Annotated in this window: 13 protein-coding genes; 4 read left to right on the top strand and 9 right to left on the bottom strand. The window is 49.2% G+C overall.

Annotation, left to right across the window (positions count from 1 at the left end; all coding sequences use genetic code 11):
• Window position 1: 1 nt before the first annotated feature.
• Window positions 2-865, bottom strand: a complete 864-nt coding sequence (locus ACCI51_RS14205; RefSeq protein WP_371844212.1) for a mechanosensitive ion channel family protein — start codon at window positions 863-865, stop codon at window positions 2-4.
• A 485-nt stretch (window positions 866-1350) separates the two neighbouring features.
• On the bottom strand, window positions 1351-2097 hold the full coding sequence (locus ACCI51_RS14200; protein WP_371844211.1) for a flavodoxin family protein: 747 nt from the start codon (window positions 2095-2097) through the stop codon (window positions 1351-1353).
• 454 nt (window positions 2098-2551) lie between these two features.
• Between ACCI51_RS14200 and ACCI51_RS14195 the strand changes: the two genes are divergently transcribed.
• Window positions 2552-3157: a hypothetical protein gene (locus tag ACCI51_RS14195; RefSeq protein WP_371844209.1), complete on the top strand. Its 606-nt coding sequence runs from the start codon at window positions 2552-2554 to the stop codon at window positions 3155-3157.
• A 178-nt stretch (window positions 3158-3335) separates the two neighbouring features.
• Here ACCI51_RS14195 and ACCI51_RS14190 read toward each other — a convergent pair whose 3' ends face one another.
• On the bottom strand, window positions 3336-4343 hold the full coding sequence (locus ACCI51_RS14190) for a site-specific integrase (RefSeq protein WP_371844207.1): 1008 nt from the start codon (window positions 4341-4343) through the stop codon (window positions 3336-3338).
• Between the two features lie 192 nt (window positions 4344-4535).
• On the opposite strand from ACCI51_RS14190, the gene ACCI51_RS14185 reads away from it, so the two are divergent.
• The 3 genes from ACCI51_RS14185 to ACCI51_RS14175 all read left to right on the top strand — a co-directional run bounded on the left by ACCI51_RS14185 (window position 4536) and on the right by ACCI51_RS14175 (window position 9700).
• Window positions 4536-5591, top strand: coding sequence for a DNA-binding protein (locus tag ACCI51_RS14185; protein WP_371844206.1), 1056 nt, complete (start codon window positions 4536-4538; stop codon window positions 5589-5591).
• Between the two features lie 356 nt (window positions 5592-5947).
• A complete protein-coding gene (locus tag ACCI51_RS14180; protein WP_371844204.1) occupies window positions 5948-7618 on the top strand; it encodes a BCCT family transporter in 1671 nt (556 codons plus the stop codon).
• Window positions 7619-8005: 387 nt separating this feature from the next.
• Window positions 8006-9700, top strand: a complete 1695-nt coding sequence (locus ACCI51_RS14175) for a BCCT family transporter (RefSeq protein WP_371844203.1) — start codon at window positions 8006-8008, stop codon at window positions 9698-9700.
• Window positions 9701-9973: 273 nt separating this feature from the next.
• On the opposite strand, the gene rnr is transcribed toward ACCI51_RS14175, so the two are convergent.
• From rnr to betA, 6 genes are all read right to left on the bottom strand, one after another.
• Complete coding sequence (gene rnr, locus ACCI51_RS14170) at window positions 9974-12280, bottom strand: ribonuclease R (RefSeq protein ID WP_371844202.1); 2307 nt, start codon at window positions 12278-12280, stop codon at window positions 9974-9976.
• A 252-nt stretch (window positions 12281-12532) separates the two neighbouring features.
• Window positions 12533-12742 (bottom strand): cold-shock protein, encoded by a 210-nt coding sequence (locus ACCI51_RS14165; RefSeq protein WP_299586949.1) that lies wholly within the window; start codon window positions 12740-12742, stop codon window positions 12533-12535.
• A gap of 236 nt (window positions 12743-12978) precedes the next feature.
• Complete coding sequence (locus tag ACCI51_RS14160; RefSeq protein WP_371844201.1) at window positions 12979-13944, bottom strand: M15 family metallopeptidase; 966 nt, start codon at window positions 13942-13944, stop codon at window positions 12979-12981.
• A 296-nt stretch (window positions 13945-14240) separates the two neighbouring features.
• Entirely contained in the window at window positions 14241-14945 is a 705-nt protein-coding gene (locus tag ACCI51_RS14155; RefSeq protein ID WP_299586945.1) for a TorF family putative porin, read from the bottom strand.
• Between the two features lie 69 nt (window positions 14946-15014).
• Window positions 15015-16232 carry a BCCT family transporter gene (locus ACCI51_RS14150; RefSeq protein WP_299586943.1) on the bottom strand — a complete coding sequence of 406 codons (1218 nt, stop codon included), beginning with the start codon at window positions 16230-16232 and terminating at the stop codon, window positions 15015-15017.
• A gap of 121 nt (window positions 16233-16353) precedes the next feature.
• Complete coding sequence (gene betA, locus ACCI51_RS14145; protein ID WP_371844200.1) at window positions 16354-18027, bottom strand: choline dehydrogenase; 1674 nt, start codon at window positions 18025-18027, stop codon at window positions 16354-16356.
• Window positions 18028-18031: the final 4 nt, after the last annotated feature.

Here is an 18031-nt window from a genome sequence, read left to right as displayed (position 1 = left end):
CTCATGCCTGCTCAATTCCTTGCTGCTCAGCTTTCAACTTTTTAGTCTTCTCGAACCAAAAGTTGTAGAAGTCTTCCGTTACCAGTTGTTCGATGTTAGTCGCCTCCTCACGCGGGCAGAATATCTTAGCAGTGATGACATCGTGCCCAAGCTCATTGGTTGTAATACTTACCTTTGCATCGGGGCCTGTCAGCTCCACACCCATACGATTCTCAATAAGCTTGCAGTAGCGTTCGGCAACTTCTCGAAAGGAATCGCAGTGCTCCTTCAGGCGCTCTGCGAGAAATTTTTTTGCCTCAAAAGGGTTAACCTCGCTCCGCTCCCGAGTAATTGAGAACGTGTGCTCGATATAGCGGCGCATAAAATTTAAGTTCTTTACCGGTTGGGTAAAGAATGCATTATTGGGGATATAGAGCGTTGTGCCTGTATAGCCATTACCCAGACCATGTGGGTCTATCTCCAATAAGGTGGTGCTCAACCAGTCGCTGTCCGTAACCTCTCCAAACTGATCACCCACACGGATCCAGTCACCAACGGTGAAAGAGCGCATGTTGGCTTGATATAGGCCGCCAACCAGACACTGAACGACTTCCCTCAAAGCAAGGACAATGGCTACCGAGAAGGCGGCTATCGATAAAGCAAATTCGCGTAGTTCTGTGATCCAAACGGCAATAACACCAATTACCAGCAGCAGATTACCAATGTTATGTACCGTATTAATCCGGCGACGCTTATCTGCCTTAGCCCAGTTACTGCGGACAATCGCAAGCGTGAAGAACCCACGCAGCAATAAAATAACTACGATGACACAGAAGCTGATAAAAAGTTTACTTGCGAGAATATGTTCCAGTATCTCGGGTTTCATTCGAAAACGCATTCCTCGATGGGGCTAAATACAACAACCTCCTCTGACTATTGCCCGGCAAGCATAGCTGATGGATATTCGGCCGAGAGAGGTTTGGTGGGGCTAAAAGGTGGCGCAATGTATCTCCTTAGGTCCCTGCTTGTAAATATTCCTGATGGAAAATATAGAGGTCTCTGATCCGTTCATAAATTTAGGCGGCCGCTGAATAATTCCGTAATCGCTCTGCGGATCTTGAGGGCGCAGATGTTCGAGGCGCTCATCGGAAGTGGCAGGACCTACAAGCTCAGCCGTTACAGCCCCAAGGCCCGTCCGACGGGGCTTTCGGAGCGCCCCAAACATTGCTTTGGAGCTTTTTGAAAGGTTCAGACATTTCCACAAAGCAGCGCCTTGATATGTAAAGTACATTCAAAGCCAGAGGTTCCTTAGTCCTCTGGTCGGTCCAAATGATCAACTCACCGAGTCGATGCCCAGCGTCTATCAGCGCTTTAGCGATAATCGGGATTGGGGAAGTCCGGCCGACAACCTGCGTCCCAGGCGGAGCGCTGGTTACCATGGGCGGGGACTCCGCCGGCATCCTTGAGCATTCGTGCCATATGCAAAAGATTCCAGGTCATAAAGGCGGTGTTGCGATTGGTAAAGTCATTCTCCGGTCCTCCTGATTCTGGGTCGAGATATGAGGGGCCGGGGCCGGCTTCGCCAACCCAGCCGGCATCCGCCTGAGGAGGTATGAGAAAGCCTAGATGCTGTAGAGAGTAGAGAATATTCATTGCACAGTGCTTAGCGCCATCCTCATTACCAGTGATCAAACAACCACCCACTTTTCCATAGTAGGCATACTGCCCCCTTTCATTGAGGTTTGATGAATTGGCGTAGAGGCGTTCTATTGTTTGCGTACAGATTGAGGATTTTTCACCGAGCCAGACTGGGGTGGTGAGCACCAGTATGTCGGCCTCTTTGACCTGTTTGTAGATAGTGGGCCACTCATCGTTTTCCCAGCCGTGTTCTGTCATATTCGGATAGATGCCAAAGGCAATGTCATGGTCTACCGGCCTGAGAACTGATACCGAAACACAGTTACGCTCCATAATCTCTTGGGAAAGGTTAATTAGTCCTTCTGTGTGTGAGAGTTCCGGTGTTGGTTTTAGCGTGCAATTAAGGAATAGGGCTTTTAGGTCTGAGAAACTCCAAGGGCTGGATTCACATTCTTCTATTTGCGTTGGCTTTAGGGGCATCGTTGGCTTCCTCGAATGATCTGCCTATAAATTAGGTATTAAGAGAAGCGAATGGCGGTTTTTGTAATTACGGAGCAAAGACGCAGAGGATTACAAAGCTAAAATACTAGCCTATCGCTTTATGGTTACGCCCCATACTTTGTCACTAAAATTATGAGAATAACTTCTCATGGCTATCTGTGATTTTTCAATCAGACTTATTTCCATCACTAAACTCGTTGGGTGAATGCTCTAAGGAGGTTATCCGGTTGCTGGTTATCTAGCGACGGGCAGCTGTCATTTAGGCTGGCAGGATAAAAATGAGAAACTAAATTTCTGCAGCTGGTGGGTAGGATCATGGTAATACTTAAGGTGTTAGTCACTCAGTTTGTACCGACCGGTCTTTCTCAATGGAGTTCGAATCATTCGCTAGGCATCCCCACATAGCGGCCCCTTCACCAAACAGGTAAACACTATGAAGATTAAACAAGCTCATCTCAGTATTCTGTTGCTCGGGGCTGTAGTGTTATTAGTCTCTTATCCAAATTCAATCCAAGCCAACCCCGATACGAAGAACCGTTTGGATGGAGTTTGGTGTGCAATCGCTGACGAGTCTTTTATGCTTTACGAGCATAGTACAAACGCCTTAACGCTAAAAAAGAACCAATATTGCCGAACCTTTAAAGTTTTTAAGGTGACGAAGTCAGGAGGGGGGGGGCGATTTATGGATACTATTAAAAAGCCTGCCGATATAAAGCATCAGCTCAGCGCGGTCGAAGAGTCCAAAGATGGCATGACCACCGGTCAAGATATCGGCATCTTTGCTTTTTCTAAAATGGGCGAAACCACTCATATAGTGACCGTCGATGTTTCCGATGAGAGTTCCGGCAGTTTCATCCTCGACAGCAAAGGAATAATGCATGGATTTGTTGAAGAGGTGACTTCTGAACCCCACAACCATGAGGCTCATGTGGGTGTTGTGCTGTTCAAAAAGAGCCCTAAACCAATGCCATCACAGTTCAATCAGGAATGGGAAGCGATTTTTAATAAGACGCACAAGCAGCAGGGGCAAAATAACTAGCAGCTGAAGACTGCTACTTCGGGCGAATGGTTTGGGGGCGCTTCGTGAAGGGTCTCCCAGTTTAGAATCATAGATTAAGGTTCAACCCAGCAGTTGATCCGTATATTTAATGGTGACGGTATCTTGTAGTTAGCCGCCCTCCACCGTTGGTATCAAGAGCGTAATGACCCAGCCAGAGCTATAACAGCTCCGCCATTTTCTTCATCAAAATGGCGGAAGCATTTTCGCTAAATTGCTGCCCTTCTTCGATGTACTCCCACACCGTGGCATCACTCTTCCAGCCGCCTTGTTTCTTAATAAGTTCAAATCCCACTTTTTCCCGAGCGGCAGACGTGGAGAGGCCTCGACGAAAGCTGTGGCTGCTGAGTTCATCGACAAACTCAAAGCCACAGGCCAAACCTAGCTTTTTCAGCAAGTCATTGATGGCGGTAGGATTCAGTTGCCTTTCTTGGATGGAGCCCCAGCGATTTACCGCACGAAATACAGGGCCACTGTCAATGCCGCCAGCCTCCAGCCAGGATCGGAGTGCTTTTGCCGGGCAAGCTCCGGGGGAGCCGTAGGGTAGGGCGCGCATCATACCTTGACCGCTCTGATCCGTCTTCGACTTGGGAAGTCTTACAATGAGGCCCTCCTCCTCCCAAATTAGATCCTCCACCTGTATGGCGACCAGTTCACTGCGCCGGAAAGCACCAAAGAACCCAACCAGAATCAACGCGAGATCCCGGGCATTTTTCTTTGTTGCCGGCTGCTCGCGCAAATACCGCGTCAAAGCGGCTATGTGCTGGAGGCTGAGTGCCTTAGATTTTTGCTTTGGCTTGCCGTGTGTGCGGCGAACTCCCCGCATGGTTTTCTGCACCAAGGCGTCTGTTACCGGGTTAAACATGCCCTGGTACTGGTGCCACTGACCGATGGCGGTGAGATGGAGATCCAGGGTGCGCGGGTTGAGATGTTCTGCGCGCTTCAGGATGTATCGGACAAGTCCACTGCTATCGGTTGGCAGTCGGCCGCCCCATTTTTCGAACTGGCGTATGGCCGAGCGATAAGCCCTGCGGGTGCTGTCTGCAGTGGCTGCGCTCAGATATTTCTGGATGGCCTCCTCAGTGAGTAGTTCGCCCACCTGATTCGGTGTAACAGGGGTTAGAGGCTTGTGATTGCTTCTCGTCGATGCGGTGGTGAGTTTTTTCATGGCCTTGAGTCGCTTCTGGTCCCCTCTTGTGTACCAAAGGTACGTTATCTGGGGGCAATTATAGAATTATAACCTTCGATAAGAATCATTATCGAAGGTTATATGGCGGCATTCAAGAAATACTCAAAATATAAATATTATGTAATAATACGTAATACGTAATTCATAACGAAATAATCTGAGGAAGAGCTTATGGCACGCACTGGTGTCACTTATCTGGATATTGTCCAGGCGGCAAAGACGATTAAGGGGCGCGGGGAAGATCCCACCGTGGATCGGGTGCGGGAGCAGCTGGGTACCGGCAGCAAAAGCACAATTGCTCCGCTACTCAAGCGGTGGCGCAATGAATCTACGACCGATACTGATATCAGTGGGCTCCCCAAAGACCTGATTGAGGCCCTGAAAGGGTTGCATCAGAGAATTCAGGGGGTAGCAGATAAGCGGGTAGAGGAGGTGCAGCAGGAGTTTCAGGCTCAAGAGGCGGTGATCAACGCGCAGCTGGAAGAAATACGCGCCACTTCCAGCGAGCAATCCGTCAGGCTCAGGGAGGTCGAGCAAAAACTTTCTGTTGCTGAAAGTGAAAACCGCAGACTCAAGCAAGCCCTGGAACAGACCCAGGCAGCCCTGGAAAAAAGTGACTACCAGAGGCAGGAGGCGGCAGAGCGCATCCTCGAGCAAAAGACAACGATCGAGGAAGTTAAGCAAGAAAACAGAGATATACGTGATCATTTTGAACACTTCCAGCAGCGCACAGCCAGCGATCGGCAACATGAGCGGGATCAGTACCGTGCAGCCGCGGAGCAACTGAAGGACCAGGTGGCCGCTCTCCATGAGCAGCAGGCCCTCACCGAACGCAGATTCAATGAACTGGAACTGCTCTATAAGCAGGCACAGGCGCTCATTATTGAGCTCAACCGGGAGAAGCAGGACCTCAGGGAACAAATAGGTAGCGCGAGCGCGGAAGCCGCAAGTCTCAAACAGCAATCAGAGGAGCGGGGTTCTGCGCTAAGGGACAATCTTGCAGCGCTCACCGGCTTGCGTGAGCAAATTTCAAAGCTGCAAAGTGATGAGGCCGCATCCCAAAAGGCGATGCAGCTACAACAGTATTCGCTGGAGAGGCTTGAGTCTGAACTCATCACAGCACGAGATCGACTTGAACTGCTCAACGATGAGAATCGCATTCTTACTCGGGAAAAAGCCATGATCCAAGGGCAGTTTGCCCAGTTGGAGCGCTCATTAAAAACGTAACCTCATAGATTGACAGAAGCCCTCTATACTTTTTGGTGGGATCGATTGATGTTCGCTTGGTGTATACACCACTAAGCGCTTGATCGCTCCGCCTCCACTCAAGCAAGGCCTGCCTTGCTTGTAGACTGTTATAAGCTGGTCAGTGTTCAGCGGCGCCACTTTCGTGTGGAGCAGGTCAAGCCTCACCTATTCCCGTTACCCAAAATATCCCCTTTTGATGGCATCCATACAGCTAGACTTATCAGTAAATCTTTCATTTCTTGTGGCAATCCGGCTGATGAGGCAGCATTGCATCCAATTGATTGCTCTGGTTTAAATCCATTCGGCTCCCATAAAAACCCCGGAGAGACGTATTGATGGGGGAATTCAAAAGAATCATCGACAAACCCACTTTCTTTGGGGCGCTCACCTTGCTTTTAATGGTTACCCTACCGCTCATTTTATATCCAAAGTCGGGAGCGCAGTGGGTACTCATGGCCAAGAACTTTGTAACAGATGAGTTGGGTGTGTTTTATCTGGTACTTGGAGTTGGTGCATTACTCTTTATGACCTATATCATATTTAGTGATATAGGCCAGATTAAACTCGGGAAGCCCGAGGAGCAGCCGGAGTTCAATACACTATCCTGGGCCTCCATGTTATTTTGCACTGGTATAGGGGCATCTATTCTTTATTGGTCGATGGTGGAGTGGGTTTATTATTACCAGACACCGCCTTTTGAGGTAAAAGGAAACACTCCCGAGGCGGCACGGTGGGCCATGGCATATGGGATATTTCACTGGGGGCCTATAGCCTGGTCAATTTACCTCATTCCAGCTCTTCCCATCGCTTACTTTTATTATGTGCGAAATCGCAGCGTATTAAAGATAAGTGAAGCTCTTATGCCAGTTTTGGGTGAGAGGCGGGCAAAGGGTGGGATTGGTAAGTTAATCGATGTGTGTTTTGTTTTTGGTATGCTTGGAGGTGGGGCCACCACCCTGGGGATTGCTGCCCCTTTAATCTCCGAAGGCGCTCACGAACTATTCGGTGTGTCTACAGGGATACCCACGAAAATTTTTATTCTGATGCTTTGCACTTTTATTTTTGGGTGTAGTGTATTTGCTGGACTGAAAAGGGGAATACAAACACTCTCCAATGTCAATATGTGGCTATCCATTCTTTTGCTCGCTTTTGTCTTTATTGCAGGTCCCACATTATTTATGTTGAATGCGGGATTGGACTCTTTGGGGAAGGTCCTGAATAATCTTTTTCATATGGCGACCTGGACGGAGCCATTTGGTCGATTTAAACAATTTCCCCAAACGTATGTCCCTCAAGATTGGACCATCTTTTACTGGGCCTGGTGGTTAGTATTTGCGCCAAGTGTCGGTCTGTTTATCGCTAGAATCTCTCGAGGGCGCACCATTAAAGCAATGGTTGTTGGTGCCATATTCTATGGCACCCTGGGGTGCTTCCTGTTTTTCTTGATTCTGGGGAATTATGGCGTCTATCTACAGTTTTCTGGAGAGCTGGATGTGGTGCAAACGCTCAACCAGCAGGGGGCAACTGCGGCAATATTTGCCATATTGCAAACATTGCCAATGAGTAAGCTGGTTATATTGGCTTTCACCGTGCTTGCATTAATTTTTACCGCCACCACATTCGACTCCATATCTTATATCCTCGCTGCTGTTGTGCAAAAAGAAATTATTGGAGAACCAGCCCGCTGGAACCGTTTGTTTTGGGCGTTTACCCTATCTGTAATGCCTATTACCTTGATGTTTCTTGGTGGTCTGGATGCCCTGCAAACTGCAAGTATTATTGGTGGCGTCCCGCTATTGATCGTGGCTCTGTTACTGTGCATCTCTATCGTAAAGGCGGCTCAATATGATTTACGCTACCAACCCAGTTACGAAGAGAAAGAAATCTATATAAATGATTTTCCTGAAGATGATCCGTGGAGCGAAGAGGGTGACTGGGCAACATCTAGTGAGACAGAGGCGAGGAACTCAAGGGATCAAAAAGCACCCAGTCAAAAGAAAACCTAAACCCTCGAAATCACTGGATTTACCTTTTTACCTGGTAGCCTATTGATTGCCTTTTAGGGCGCTCGTCCTATGATTATCACTTTACCAAGATGTCGATACTTGTCTGCAATCATGTAAATTGAGCGGCTATAAATTTTCTCATGGCAATGCAGCAAGTTAACATTCAGGGAGCTAGCTTGACAATAACATTCAAGTCGCATTTAAATGCCCCAGATTGAAATAATATCTAATCCTGTTAGAATTCAGCCCCAAATATAAGAAATACCTTATAAATCTTTGTTCCGCCTTCATAAAAGTTCTTTCCTGCCATATCACCAGTCCTCATGCTTTATGTGACATCGAGCTTGCTTTTATTTTGTCGGTCTTTTGCTGCTTTGGAGGACTACATTGACAAAGAATTTCAGAGAAATTATCGATAAGCCCACTTTTTTTGGGTCACTTGCACTGTTATTGCTGGTTACCGTTCCGCTCGTAATATTTCCTGATGTTGGTGCCGCATGGGTGCTGACCGCCAAAAAATTTGTCACTGATCAGCTGGGCGTTTTTTATCTGTTGCTCGGGGTGGGGGCCATACTTTTTATGGTTTATATCGTATTTAGTGATATTGGCCAAATAAAGCTGGGAACAGCCGAAGAGGACCCCGAGTTTTCTACGGTGTCCTGGGCTTCTATGTTGTTTTGCTCCGGTATTGGAGCCTCCATCCTCTACTGGTCGATGGTGGAGTGGATCTATTACTACCAAACCCCACCTTTCCAGGTTGAGGGTGGCACTCCCGAAGCTGCGCGCTGGGCGGTTGCCTACGGCATATTCCATTGGGGGCCACTGGCATGGTCTATTTATCTCATACCAGCCTTACCTATCGCCTATTTTTACTACGTGAGGAACCATAGCGTATTGAAGATTAGTGAAGCTCTGATGCCCGTGCTGGGCGAGGAGCGGGCCAAAGGAGGGATCGGAAAGTTCGTCGATGTACTCTTTATCTTTGGGATGCTTGGGGGGGGTGCTACAACACTGGGAATTGCGGCACCTCTAATTACAGAGGGGGCTCATGAGTTGTTCGGCGTACCTAGGGACCTGACGACGCAAGTTCTGGTGCTCATGCTATGCACGCTCATTTTTGGTTATAGCGCTTTTGTCGGTCTAAAAAATGGTATTAGAGCTCTTTCCAGTGTCAATATGTGGCTTTCGGTCACACTACTCGCTTTTGTATTTTTAGTGGGCCCCACACTGTTCATGCTGAATACGGGCTTGGACGCCCTGGGGCGAGTGTTAGACAATATCTTTCATATGGCCTCTTGGACGGAGCCCTTTGCACAGTTTGAGCGTTTTCCAGATACCCACTTTCCGCAGGATTGGACTATTTTTTACTGGGCCTGGTGGCTGGTATTCGCACCGAGCGTGGGCCTCTTTATTGCAAGAATCTCCCGCGGTAGGACGATCAAAGCGATGGTGGTGGGCTCCATATTCTTTGGTACCTTGGGGTGCTTCCTGTTCTTCATGGTGCTAGGGAACTACGGTGTCTATCTGCAGTTTTCTGGGGAGTTGGACGTTGTTCAGATGCTCAATCAGGAGGGGGCAACCGCGGCAATATTTGCTATCTTGAAGACGTTGCCCGCAAGCAAGCTCGTAATATTGGTTTACACCGTGCTCGCTTTGATCTTTACCGCAACTACCTTTGATTCGATTTCTTATATTCTTGCGGCAGTAGTACAAAAAGAGGTGGATGAAGAACCGGCACGTTGGAATCGGGTTTTCTGGGCATTTGCTTTGTCTGTTATGCCTGTCACCCTGATGTTTCTAGGCGGGCTGGATACCCTGCAAACTGCCAGCGTTATTGGAGGTGTTCCACTGTTAATTGTGGCGCTTCTGTTATGCGTCTCTATTGTCAAAGCGGCACAATATGATTTGCGTTTCCAGCCGGACTATGAAGAAAAGGAAATCTACATTGAAGATTTTCCTGAAGATGATCCCTGGAGTAAAGAGGGGGACTGGGAGTTGCCCACCGAATCCTCTCACGGCGTGACACATAATGATAAACCCCATGTAGAGGGCGATCCAGGAAGCCACCCTTCACGCCTGTAGCCAGGCTGGGTAACTCACCAAATTGCCCCTTGTGACTTAACCGGAATCTACAGGGCACCTCCAGTAAAGGTGCTCTGTATACACTTGCATTGGTCTGCGACCGTGAAATTCGAGTGTGATGTTCGATCAAACGGTCAGCACGACGCTTGATTTTTAGGTTGAGCTCAACCAAGGCTTTTGCCAATCCTCAAGCTCCCCTAAAAACTTTTGCGCACCCAAGGTCGCGTAATCTGACGGCCAGTTGTTGCTGGTTGAAAGAGCAATATTTTCCAATCACTTTTTCTTAAATGGTTTCTTTCGGCCCTGCTGGCCTTCCAGCTCAAATTCAATCTTGCGCCGTTCCATATCGACTCGAACTACGCGAATATCGACAGCATCGCCAAGACCGTAGCTGGTCTTGTTACGCTCGCCGCTGAGTCGCTGTCTGGCGGCATCGAAATTATAAAAATCGTTTTTTAGGGCAGAGATGTGGATCAGCCCTTCAACCTTGATATCTTCAAGCTCGATAAACAGGCCGAAGTGGGCAATGCTGCTGACGACACCACGAAAGCAGTCACCTACAAAATCCTGCATATATTCACATTTTAACCAGGCTTCAACCTCCCAGCTCGCCTTGTCTGCGCGCCGGGAAACGGTTGAGCAATGCTCAGCCAAATCCCGCATAGCCGTTTTGTCGTAGGGATAGCTTGTTGCGGGATTTAAAAGTTCTGCATGTTTATAGCGCTGCACGGAACCTCTGCCAGCGCCAGTGAAGAACCTCAGTGCTTCACGCAAGGGGTTTATACGGCTTGCCTGGCGAATCTCCGAACGAATCGCTCGGTGTACGAGCAGGTCAGGATAGCGGCGAATCGGTGATGTAAAGTGCGCATACGCGGAATAAGCCAAGCCAAAATGGCCTTGATTGTCGGGGCTGTATTCCGCCTGACTGAGTGATCGCAGCATCATTGTGCGGATAATATCGGCATCAGGACGCTGGTCAATACTCCTCAGCAAGCGATCATAGTGGGCAGGCGAGGGCTTGTCGCCGCCTGCCAGGCTGAGTCCTTTTTCACCGAGAAATGCGCGTAGATTGGTCAGTTTTTTATCTCTGGGCCCGTCATGAACCCGATATAGCGCCGGTATTTTCAGTTTCTCTAAGAATCGTGCTGTCGCAACATTGGCGCACAGCATGAACTCTTCAATCATTCTGTGTGCGTCATGACGAATGACGGGAATTATCTGATCAATCTTGCGATCTTTATTAAATTTAAATTGTACTTCTTGCTTGTCGAAATCCATTGAGCCGCGTTTTGCCCGCGCCTTTCTCAATACGGTGTAAAGGTTATGCAGCGTGTGAATATGGGGCACTACAGCTGAATATTGGCGAGCCACAGTAAGCCCAGGACCGGAATCAGGTGAGGTTAATAATGTATTCACCTGGTTGTAAGTAAGTCTGGCGTGTGAGTGAATCACCCCTTCCGAGAACTTATAGGCTGTCATTTTGCCAGAGGCGGTGAGTGTTATTTCACAGACCATAACTAGCCGGTCAACGTGGGGATTTAATGAGCATAAGCCGTTGGAAAGTGCTTCTGGCAGCATGGGGACGACATGTCCTGGGAAGTAAACCGAAGTGCCGCGCTTTTGCGCCTCCTGATCCAATGCGCCACCGGGCATAACATAGTGGGAAACATCCGCGATGGCGACAAATAATCGCCATCCGCCGGTCCTGGTCTTTTCGCAATAGACGGCGTCGTCAAAGTCGCGCGCATCATCACCATCAATAGTCACAAAGGGCAGTGATCTAAAGTCGGTGCGATTTAGTTTATCGGTTTCTGCGACCTCGCCTCCCATGTGTTTCGCGGCCCTGGTGGTTTCCTGGGGCCAGCGATGGGGGATATCGTGGCCCCGTATCGCCACTTCGATTTCCATGCCGGGGGCCATCGCATCACCTAGCCGCTCCGTCACCCTTCCGAAGGCATTGTAGCGGCGGCAGGGGGCCTCGATGATTTCTACAGACACATATTGGCCGGCTTTTGCCCCCATCAGTTGATCGCTATCGACATCAATCTCATGGGCGATACGGCTGTTTTCGGGCTTAAGGAAGTAGTCCTGATTTTCGACGTGCAAGCGCCCAACCACATGAGTGGTATTCCGTTCAAGTACTTTGACGATGACGCCTTGCTGTCGGCCGCGGTGGTCAACACCGGTTATGCGAACCTGGGCGCGATCACCATCAAATACCGTGGACATTTCGGTATTTGAAAGATATAGGTCATCTTCGGTGTCATCGCAGGCAAGGAAGCCAAAGCCATTTGGATGGCCAATCACGCGCCCAGTTATCAAATCTTCTGCCCTAGTTAAGCTGTAACCTTGCTGTCGATCGAAGGAGAGCTGTCCATCGCGCTCCATGGCACGCAAGCGGCGGCGTAAGGCTTCGTTCTGTTCTTTGCCGGACAAAGATAATGCTCGGGCCAGTTGCTGCCGATCCAATGCTTTATTGCTTTTTTTGAGCAAATTGATAATGAATGCACGATCGGGGATGGGATTACTGTATTTTGAGGTGTCAGAGGAGGAGGGCGCCGTTACTAAGGCTGAATTCATAATTTCTCTCAGAAAACCGCCAGGAACGTTGTGCTTGATAAAGGCTTAAATGATGTGTCGGTGCAGATCAGATATAACTCGGCAAGGCAGGGTGGCGGGTATCACTCAATTGAAATTGAGGACTTAAAATAGGTGGGTATTCAAAGTGATTGGATACCCATAGTCGAGGTTGAGATACTCGAAAAGTGTATCTCAACCTGCGAAACGCAAAGCGACTCAGTAGGGTCACTCAGTCGCTAAGGTAGCTAGCCGTTAGATGCAGACGATGTTTTCTGCTTGTGGGCCTTTTTTGCCCTGAGTTACGACAAACTCAACCGCTTGACCTTCGGCCAGGGTTTTGAACCCAGGGCTTGCGATTGCGCTAAAGTGTGCGAAGACATCGGGGCCGGACTTCTGTGCAATAAAGCCAAAGCCTTTTTCTTCATTGAACCACTTAACGGTGCCGGTAGTAGTGTTAGACATAATAATATCCTGAAAACAAATAGGGGTAAGCCTTCATATGAGGCATGAATAGCGAAAAAATAGACTTAACTTTAAAAATCTACAGGACGAAGTACTACAGAGATGCGACGAAATGGAGAGTGTAAACAAAGGTAACTTACTTTTTAGCTGTTGGCAGCAGTATATGTATTTTCGCTCTCCGGTCAAGCGGTTTTTAACTTGATAGTGAGAGTCGGTGGCTCTTGCCCCACTTTTGGTCATTGTGGCTCAAATGCTGCCGTAACCTCCTCTACGCAGGACTTCCTGAGAAGGGCGGCGTCATTCCTCGCGCCACCCATCTCTAAACACTGATTAAGCTGGCTTACATAACGGCGAAACAATACTTTTGCCCCCTCTAAAGGCAAGGCCACCAGATAGTCAATAAATTGGCGAGAGCCTACCTGGAAGTGCATATAATCAATCGGCGTATTCCAATCGCCACCCCAAACAGCAAAGCCGTGTTTGGCAAATACTAGGGCCACATCTTCTGTCATCCCCACGCGAACCGGCTTTCCAACTCGATACTTTGCTCTATTTAAATATCCCTCAGTAGCATCCCTGGGTATTACTTCAGCCCTGGAGGTATTTTCAATATCCAGGTAAGGGTTCTGTATAGGGTTAATATCAATAGCGACTCCATAGGCATGCTCTGACCACCTGGTTTCATTGGTGATGAATCGAGAGTCGAATGCCAGCGTATTATTCATATCCTCAGTTACCCTCTCTTGTTGGCTGAAATATTCGATTGGAATTGCAGATTTAATAGGAAATTTCAATCGATATAACTCGCCAAACAAATTAAGCACTTCACCGGCTACAACATCGAGGACGATCACGGCCCCTTTTGGATGGGGCACCACGTTGTTTGCCGCTCTCTGGCGAATCCCGCTACTCGGGGGAGGTATGCTTCTGTATAAACTGTCGAGCGCAAAAGTACTCCTCATGAGTCGACTGGAAATAGGGAAGAAGTTGAAGACGACCTTTCGCAAGCGCTCGCATCCAACAGGTGAATCACTTTTAATAATCTTTCGGTATCTCATGAGTGCACATTCACTTTGAGATACTGTGTAAATGCCTACCTGTGCCTCAGGGTGAAAGTCGTCAACACTAATATCACTCAAAGGGTTCTTAGTGCAGGCGAAGATCACCAAAATCAGTAAGGCAGCGACAGTGGACTTAAGCATACCCTTTCCAGGCTTTTCCATAGCAAACAGTACTTTTCACGCCAGCTAAGGGTTTCCAGTGGTTTAATATTTAGGCATTCCAATAAGTTTAGCTGTTGTAGCAAGCCGTTTTGGGTCAATAGATTGCAGGGTATAGAAACTAGCAGATACTGCGTCAGCTTTTAGAGAAGGGATTCAGGAGGGGGCGATTAACGGGTTGTCATTAAGGAGTTACAGAAGGTGATCTTTACTCGGCACTTGAGGCAGCAAAGATGGTGGCCCGGGAGCTTTAGCGGCCCCCGGAACCCAGACGCACTTTACAGGTTGAAAGTACGGGCAATAGAGAAGACTATGCGCTCGTCTGCGGCATCGGAATCGAGGTTGGTGTTTTCCGCGGCAATATTGAGATCGAAACCATTCAAGGAGGTCATATACTCTACGCGGTAGTGATTGTAGGATTCATCATCACCCCAAATCCACTTATCTTTATCTGTAGAAGTAGAGCGATCAACACTGAAGCGCACATTGTGGTTATCTGCCAATTCAATGGTGTGGGCCAGCATCAGAATGTGGTGGTTTCCACCAGTGCCAAAATAGTCCCAGCTGTACCAGCCATTCACTTCTGACGCACCCAAAGAAGAGCTGTAGCCTAGTTTGGCATAGGCTTCTGGGTAATTGCCTTCGTTAGAAGTGTTATCGCCATGATAGGTGTAATAGGCGATACCGGTATCCAGGCTCACTCTGTCGGTAAGTTGCATAAACTTACCCGCGTAAAAATCCCATTCCAGGTTAGTGCTGTCGTCACCTTCAAAATTCACATTGGAAGCCCAGCTGCCAACATACCAGCCACTGTCAAAACCATAATCGAGGCTGGCCTGTAGGGCGGGATTCTCTTTTGTTTGGCTTACACCATTAAAGGTGTAATCGCTGGTCAGATTTACGGTGGAGGAAAGATCAGCAAAAGATTGTTGCGAAATGGCCAGTATGGAAGCACAGGCCAGGGCTGATAGTTTCAAATTCATAATATTGTCCCCTTAAATTTTATTCGTTATCCCTGCCCAGTTTGGGCAGGGTATTACACTTCAATATTCTTAATTCACCATCTCGATCTTTCTGAAGTCGACCAGGTTCTCTTCGGGAGAGGCGTTGATAGAGGCAACTTCCCGGTAGCGTTTAACCAGGATGTAACCGAGGCAGCAGAAGAAGATGCCGATCACGAGGGCCCCGATCCATTGGATTTGCAGGAAGTCCAGCTTGAACAGCAGAGTGAGCAGGCTCAGTGCCACCAGGTTCAAAATGAAGTACTTCATTTTGCCGAGGCGGGCGACAGTCATACCCAGGTTGTCGGTATACAAGCGGATCAGAGAGTCCAGTGAGTTGATTACAAAGGTGATGCCCACAACAACCATGGCCAGGTTATAAAAGCCGCTGGTGTCCAGGCCCTGACTGGAGTAGTAATACAGAACGGTAAACCAAAGCGCGATGGGAATCGACGGGAAGATCAGCATCGCCGCCAGAACCTGATAAGTGCGCAGGCCACCCACAAAGCGGGAGGTAAACTGGCCAATCATGATGCTCCAGGCAAACCACCAGAAGAGGTAGAACTCGTGGTAATCATTCAGAGGCAGTACAAACTGGTGGATATTGCCAAAATAACTGCCGAGCAGGCTGAAGGTGGAGACAAAATCGCCAACGCTACCATTTTCGCCGGTAAAGGCACCAACCCACATCAGCGCAATCAGGCCGATAAACAACCAAGTGGTGGCCAGGCTGAGAAGGCGCACATAGCGCAGACTGGTGGATGAGTACACGGCGGCAGCGATTACAGCAAATACGATCAAATAGAAGGTGCCAACAATGGTTTCACCATCGCCAACCTGAGGCAGGTACCAGGGCAGGTTGCTCAACAACAGGTAGGCGGTAAATGCACAGGTGCCGATGATCACTACATTGTTGATCAGCTTAACCAGGCCTATCTCGAAGAACTTTACTTTCGGCTCGATTACGCAAAAGTAGAAGCAAGTGAGGAAATAAAAACCCCAAATCAAGAATGCCCAAAAACCAAACTCAATGGCAAGTGGGTTGGTGAAGCCGTATTCGGGGCTGTTTGCCAGGTCCGCGTAACCGGCAAACTCGGTCAGTGGGAACATGATCAGGCCAACATCCAGGCCTGAAGTAAACAGAATGGCGATAAAGGTGAAGGTGTGGACAGGTGTAACCCCAACCAGCTTCACGTTACCCCAACGAATTAAGGCAAAGATTATTGCTGTAAAAGTAAACAATATCCCCGCAGAAAGCCAAAACGTCATGCTGTGTCTCCAGCTATGTTATTGGTATACCGGCGCCTCCGGAAGGCTAAACTGTGCGAGATTTGAGTATCCCCGCCGAAATGAAGGGGATAGTCAAATCTTGACAGGACGCCGGTGGTAATTAGCTCGCTGGTCGCTTGGGGCAGCCAGGTCGCTGAGTGCTGGTCGCCGCAAGGGCCACCGATGCTTCGGATGGGGCCAATACTGGGCGCCCCAAAATCAGGTCGGCAGCACGCTCTGCCACCATGATGGTGGGTGCGTTCAGGTTGCCGTTTGGAATTGTCGGGAAGATAGAAGAGTCAACGACCCTCAAACCCTGCAAGCCATGCACGCGGGTTTCCGGGTCCACCACAGCCATTGAATCGGTGCCCATCTTGCAGGAGCAGGACGGGTGGTAGGCACTTTCGACAGATTCACGTACGAAAGCATCGATCTGTTCGTCAGTCTGAATATCGGTGCCGGGCTGAATCTCTTCTCCGCGGAACGTATCGAAAGCCGGCTGGTTAATGATCTCACGAGTCAGGCGTACGCAAGCGCGGAAGCCTTCGATATCCTCTTTCTCCTGAAGGTAATTGAAGAGAATAGAAGGTGATACTTTTGGATCACTGCTAACCACTTTAACTCGGCCGCGACTCTTGGGCTTGTTATGCCCGATATGTACCTGGAAGCCGTGCCCATCGAAGGCCTCTTTGCCGTCATAGCGCATTGCCGCAGGGAGGAAGTGATATTGCAAATCGGGCCACTCAACACTTTCCTTGGAGCGGATAAAGCCACAGGACTCAAAGTGGTTGGTAGCTCCAAGGCCGTCCTTCTTCAGTATCCAGCGCGCGCCTATCAGGAATTTATTCCAGGGATCGAGCTTGCCATTTAGGGAGATCGGCTGTTCGCAGCGGAACTGGAAGTAAAACTCCAAGTGGTCCTGCAAATTTTGGCCAACGCCTGGAAGCTCGTGCTGAAGCTCGATACCGGCTTCCGCCAATGTCTCAGCTTCCCCAATGCCGGAGAGCTGAAGAAGGTGAGGGGAGCCAATTGGTCCTGCGCTAAGGATGACTTCCTGTCGCGCCTTTAACTCCTGGATTTTACCTTTACGTTCAAGCTTGATACCTACAGCCCGCTTACCTTCGAGTAGTACCCGGTGCACGGTAGCGTGGGTCAATACGGTGAGATTCGGGCGTTGCATTGCCGGTTTCAGGTAAGCATTGGCAGTAGACCAGCGTTTTCCATCCTTTACCGTCATATGCATGGGGCCGAAGCCCTCTTGCTGCTCACCGTTATAATCTGCGGTGTAATCGTAACCGGCTTCTTTGCCGGCCTCGATGAAGGCGCCGTATAGGGGGTTGGCCATTTCATTGCCATTATTTACCCCCAGCGGACCCTCATCACCACGGTACTCATCACCACCGAAGGCCCAAGTCTCCGAGCGCTTGAAGTAGGGTAGGCAGTGCGCGTAATCCCAGCCTTCCGCACCGTGTTGTGCCCATTCGTCGAAATCTTTAGCGTGCCCTCGCACATACACCATGCCGTTAATGGAGGAGGAGCCTCCAAGCACCTTGCCCCTGGGGCAGTGCATACTGCGATTATCCAGGTGGGGCTCCGGCTCGGTCATAAACTGCCAAGCATACTTTTTCGTGTTCATGGGGATGGACAGCGCAGTGGGCATCTGAATAAAGAGGCTGCGGTCACTCCCACCAGTTTCCACTAATAGGACGTTCTTATCTTCCTTGGCCGACAGGCGGTTGGCCAGGACACAGCCGGCAGAGCCGGCACCGACGATGATGTAATCAAACTCACTCATGCAG

The sequence above is a fragment of the Microbulbifer echini genome (assembly GCF_041447225.1).
In the GTDB taxonomy this organism is placed as follows: Bacteria; Pseudomonadota; Gammaproteobacteria; order Pseudomonadales; family Cellvibrionaceae; genus Microbulbifer; species Microbulbifer echini.
This window is presented reverse-complemented; position numbering and strand designations above follow the sequence as displayed.

What these genes read in the sequence shown, in the direction of transcription:
- ACCI51_RS14205 (WP_371844212.1), bottom strand. Translation starts at nt 865, where the DNA reads ATGAAACCCGAGATACTGGAACATATTCTCGCAAGTAAACTTTTTATC.
- ACCI51_RS14200 (WP_371844211.1), bottom strand. Translation starts at nt 2,097, where the DNA reads ATGCCCCTAAAGCCAACGCAAATAGAAGAATGTGAATCCAGCCCTTGG.
- ACCI51_RS14195 (WP_371844209.1), top strand. Translation starts at nt 2,552, where the DNA reads ATGAAGATTAAACAAGCTCATCTCAGTATTCTGTTGCTCGGGGCTGTA.
- ACCI51_RS14190 (WP_371844207.1), bottom strand. Translation starts at nt 4,343, where the DNA reads ATGAAAAAACTCACCACCGCATCGACGAGAAGCAATCACAAGCCTCTA.
- ACCI51_RS14185 (WP_371844206.1), top strand. Translation starts at nt 4,536, where the DNA reads ATGGCACGCACTGGTGTCACTTATCTGGATATTGTCCAGGCGGCAAAG.
- ACCI51_RS14180 (WP_371844204.1), top strand. Translation starts at nt 5,948, where the DNA reads ATGGGGGAATTCAAAAGAATCATCGACAAACCCACTTTCTTTGGGGCG.
- rnr (WP_371844202.1), bottom strand. Translation starts at nt 12,280, where the DNA reads ATGAATTCAGCCTTAGTAACGGCGCCCTCCTCCTCTGACACCTCAAAA.
- ACCI51_RS14165 (WP_299586949.1), bottom strand. Translation starts at nt 12,742, where the DNA reads ATGTCTAACACTACTACCGGCACCGTTAAGTGGTTCAATGAAGAAAAA.
- ACCI51_RS14160 (WP_371844201.1), bottom strand. Translation starts at nt 13,944, where the DNA reads ATGCTTAAGTCCACTGTCGCTGCCTTACTGATTTTGGTGATCTTCGCC.
- ACCI51_RS14155 (WP_299586945.1), bottom strand. Translation starts at nt 14,945, where the DNA reads ATGAATTTGAAACTATCAGCCCTGGCCTGTGCTTCCATACTGGCCATT.
- ACCI51_RS14150 (WP_299586943.1), bottom strand. Translation starts at nt 16,232, where the DNA reads ATGACGTTTTGGCTTTCTGCGGGGATATTGTTTACTTTTACAGCAATA.
- betA (WP_371844200.1), bottom strand. Translation starts at nt 18,027, where the DNA reads ATGAGTGAGTTTGATTACATCATCGTCGGTGCCGGCTCTGCCGGCTGT.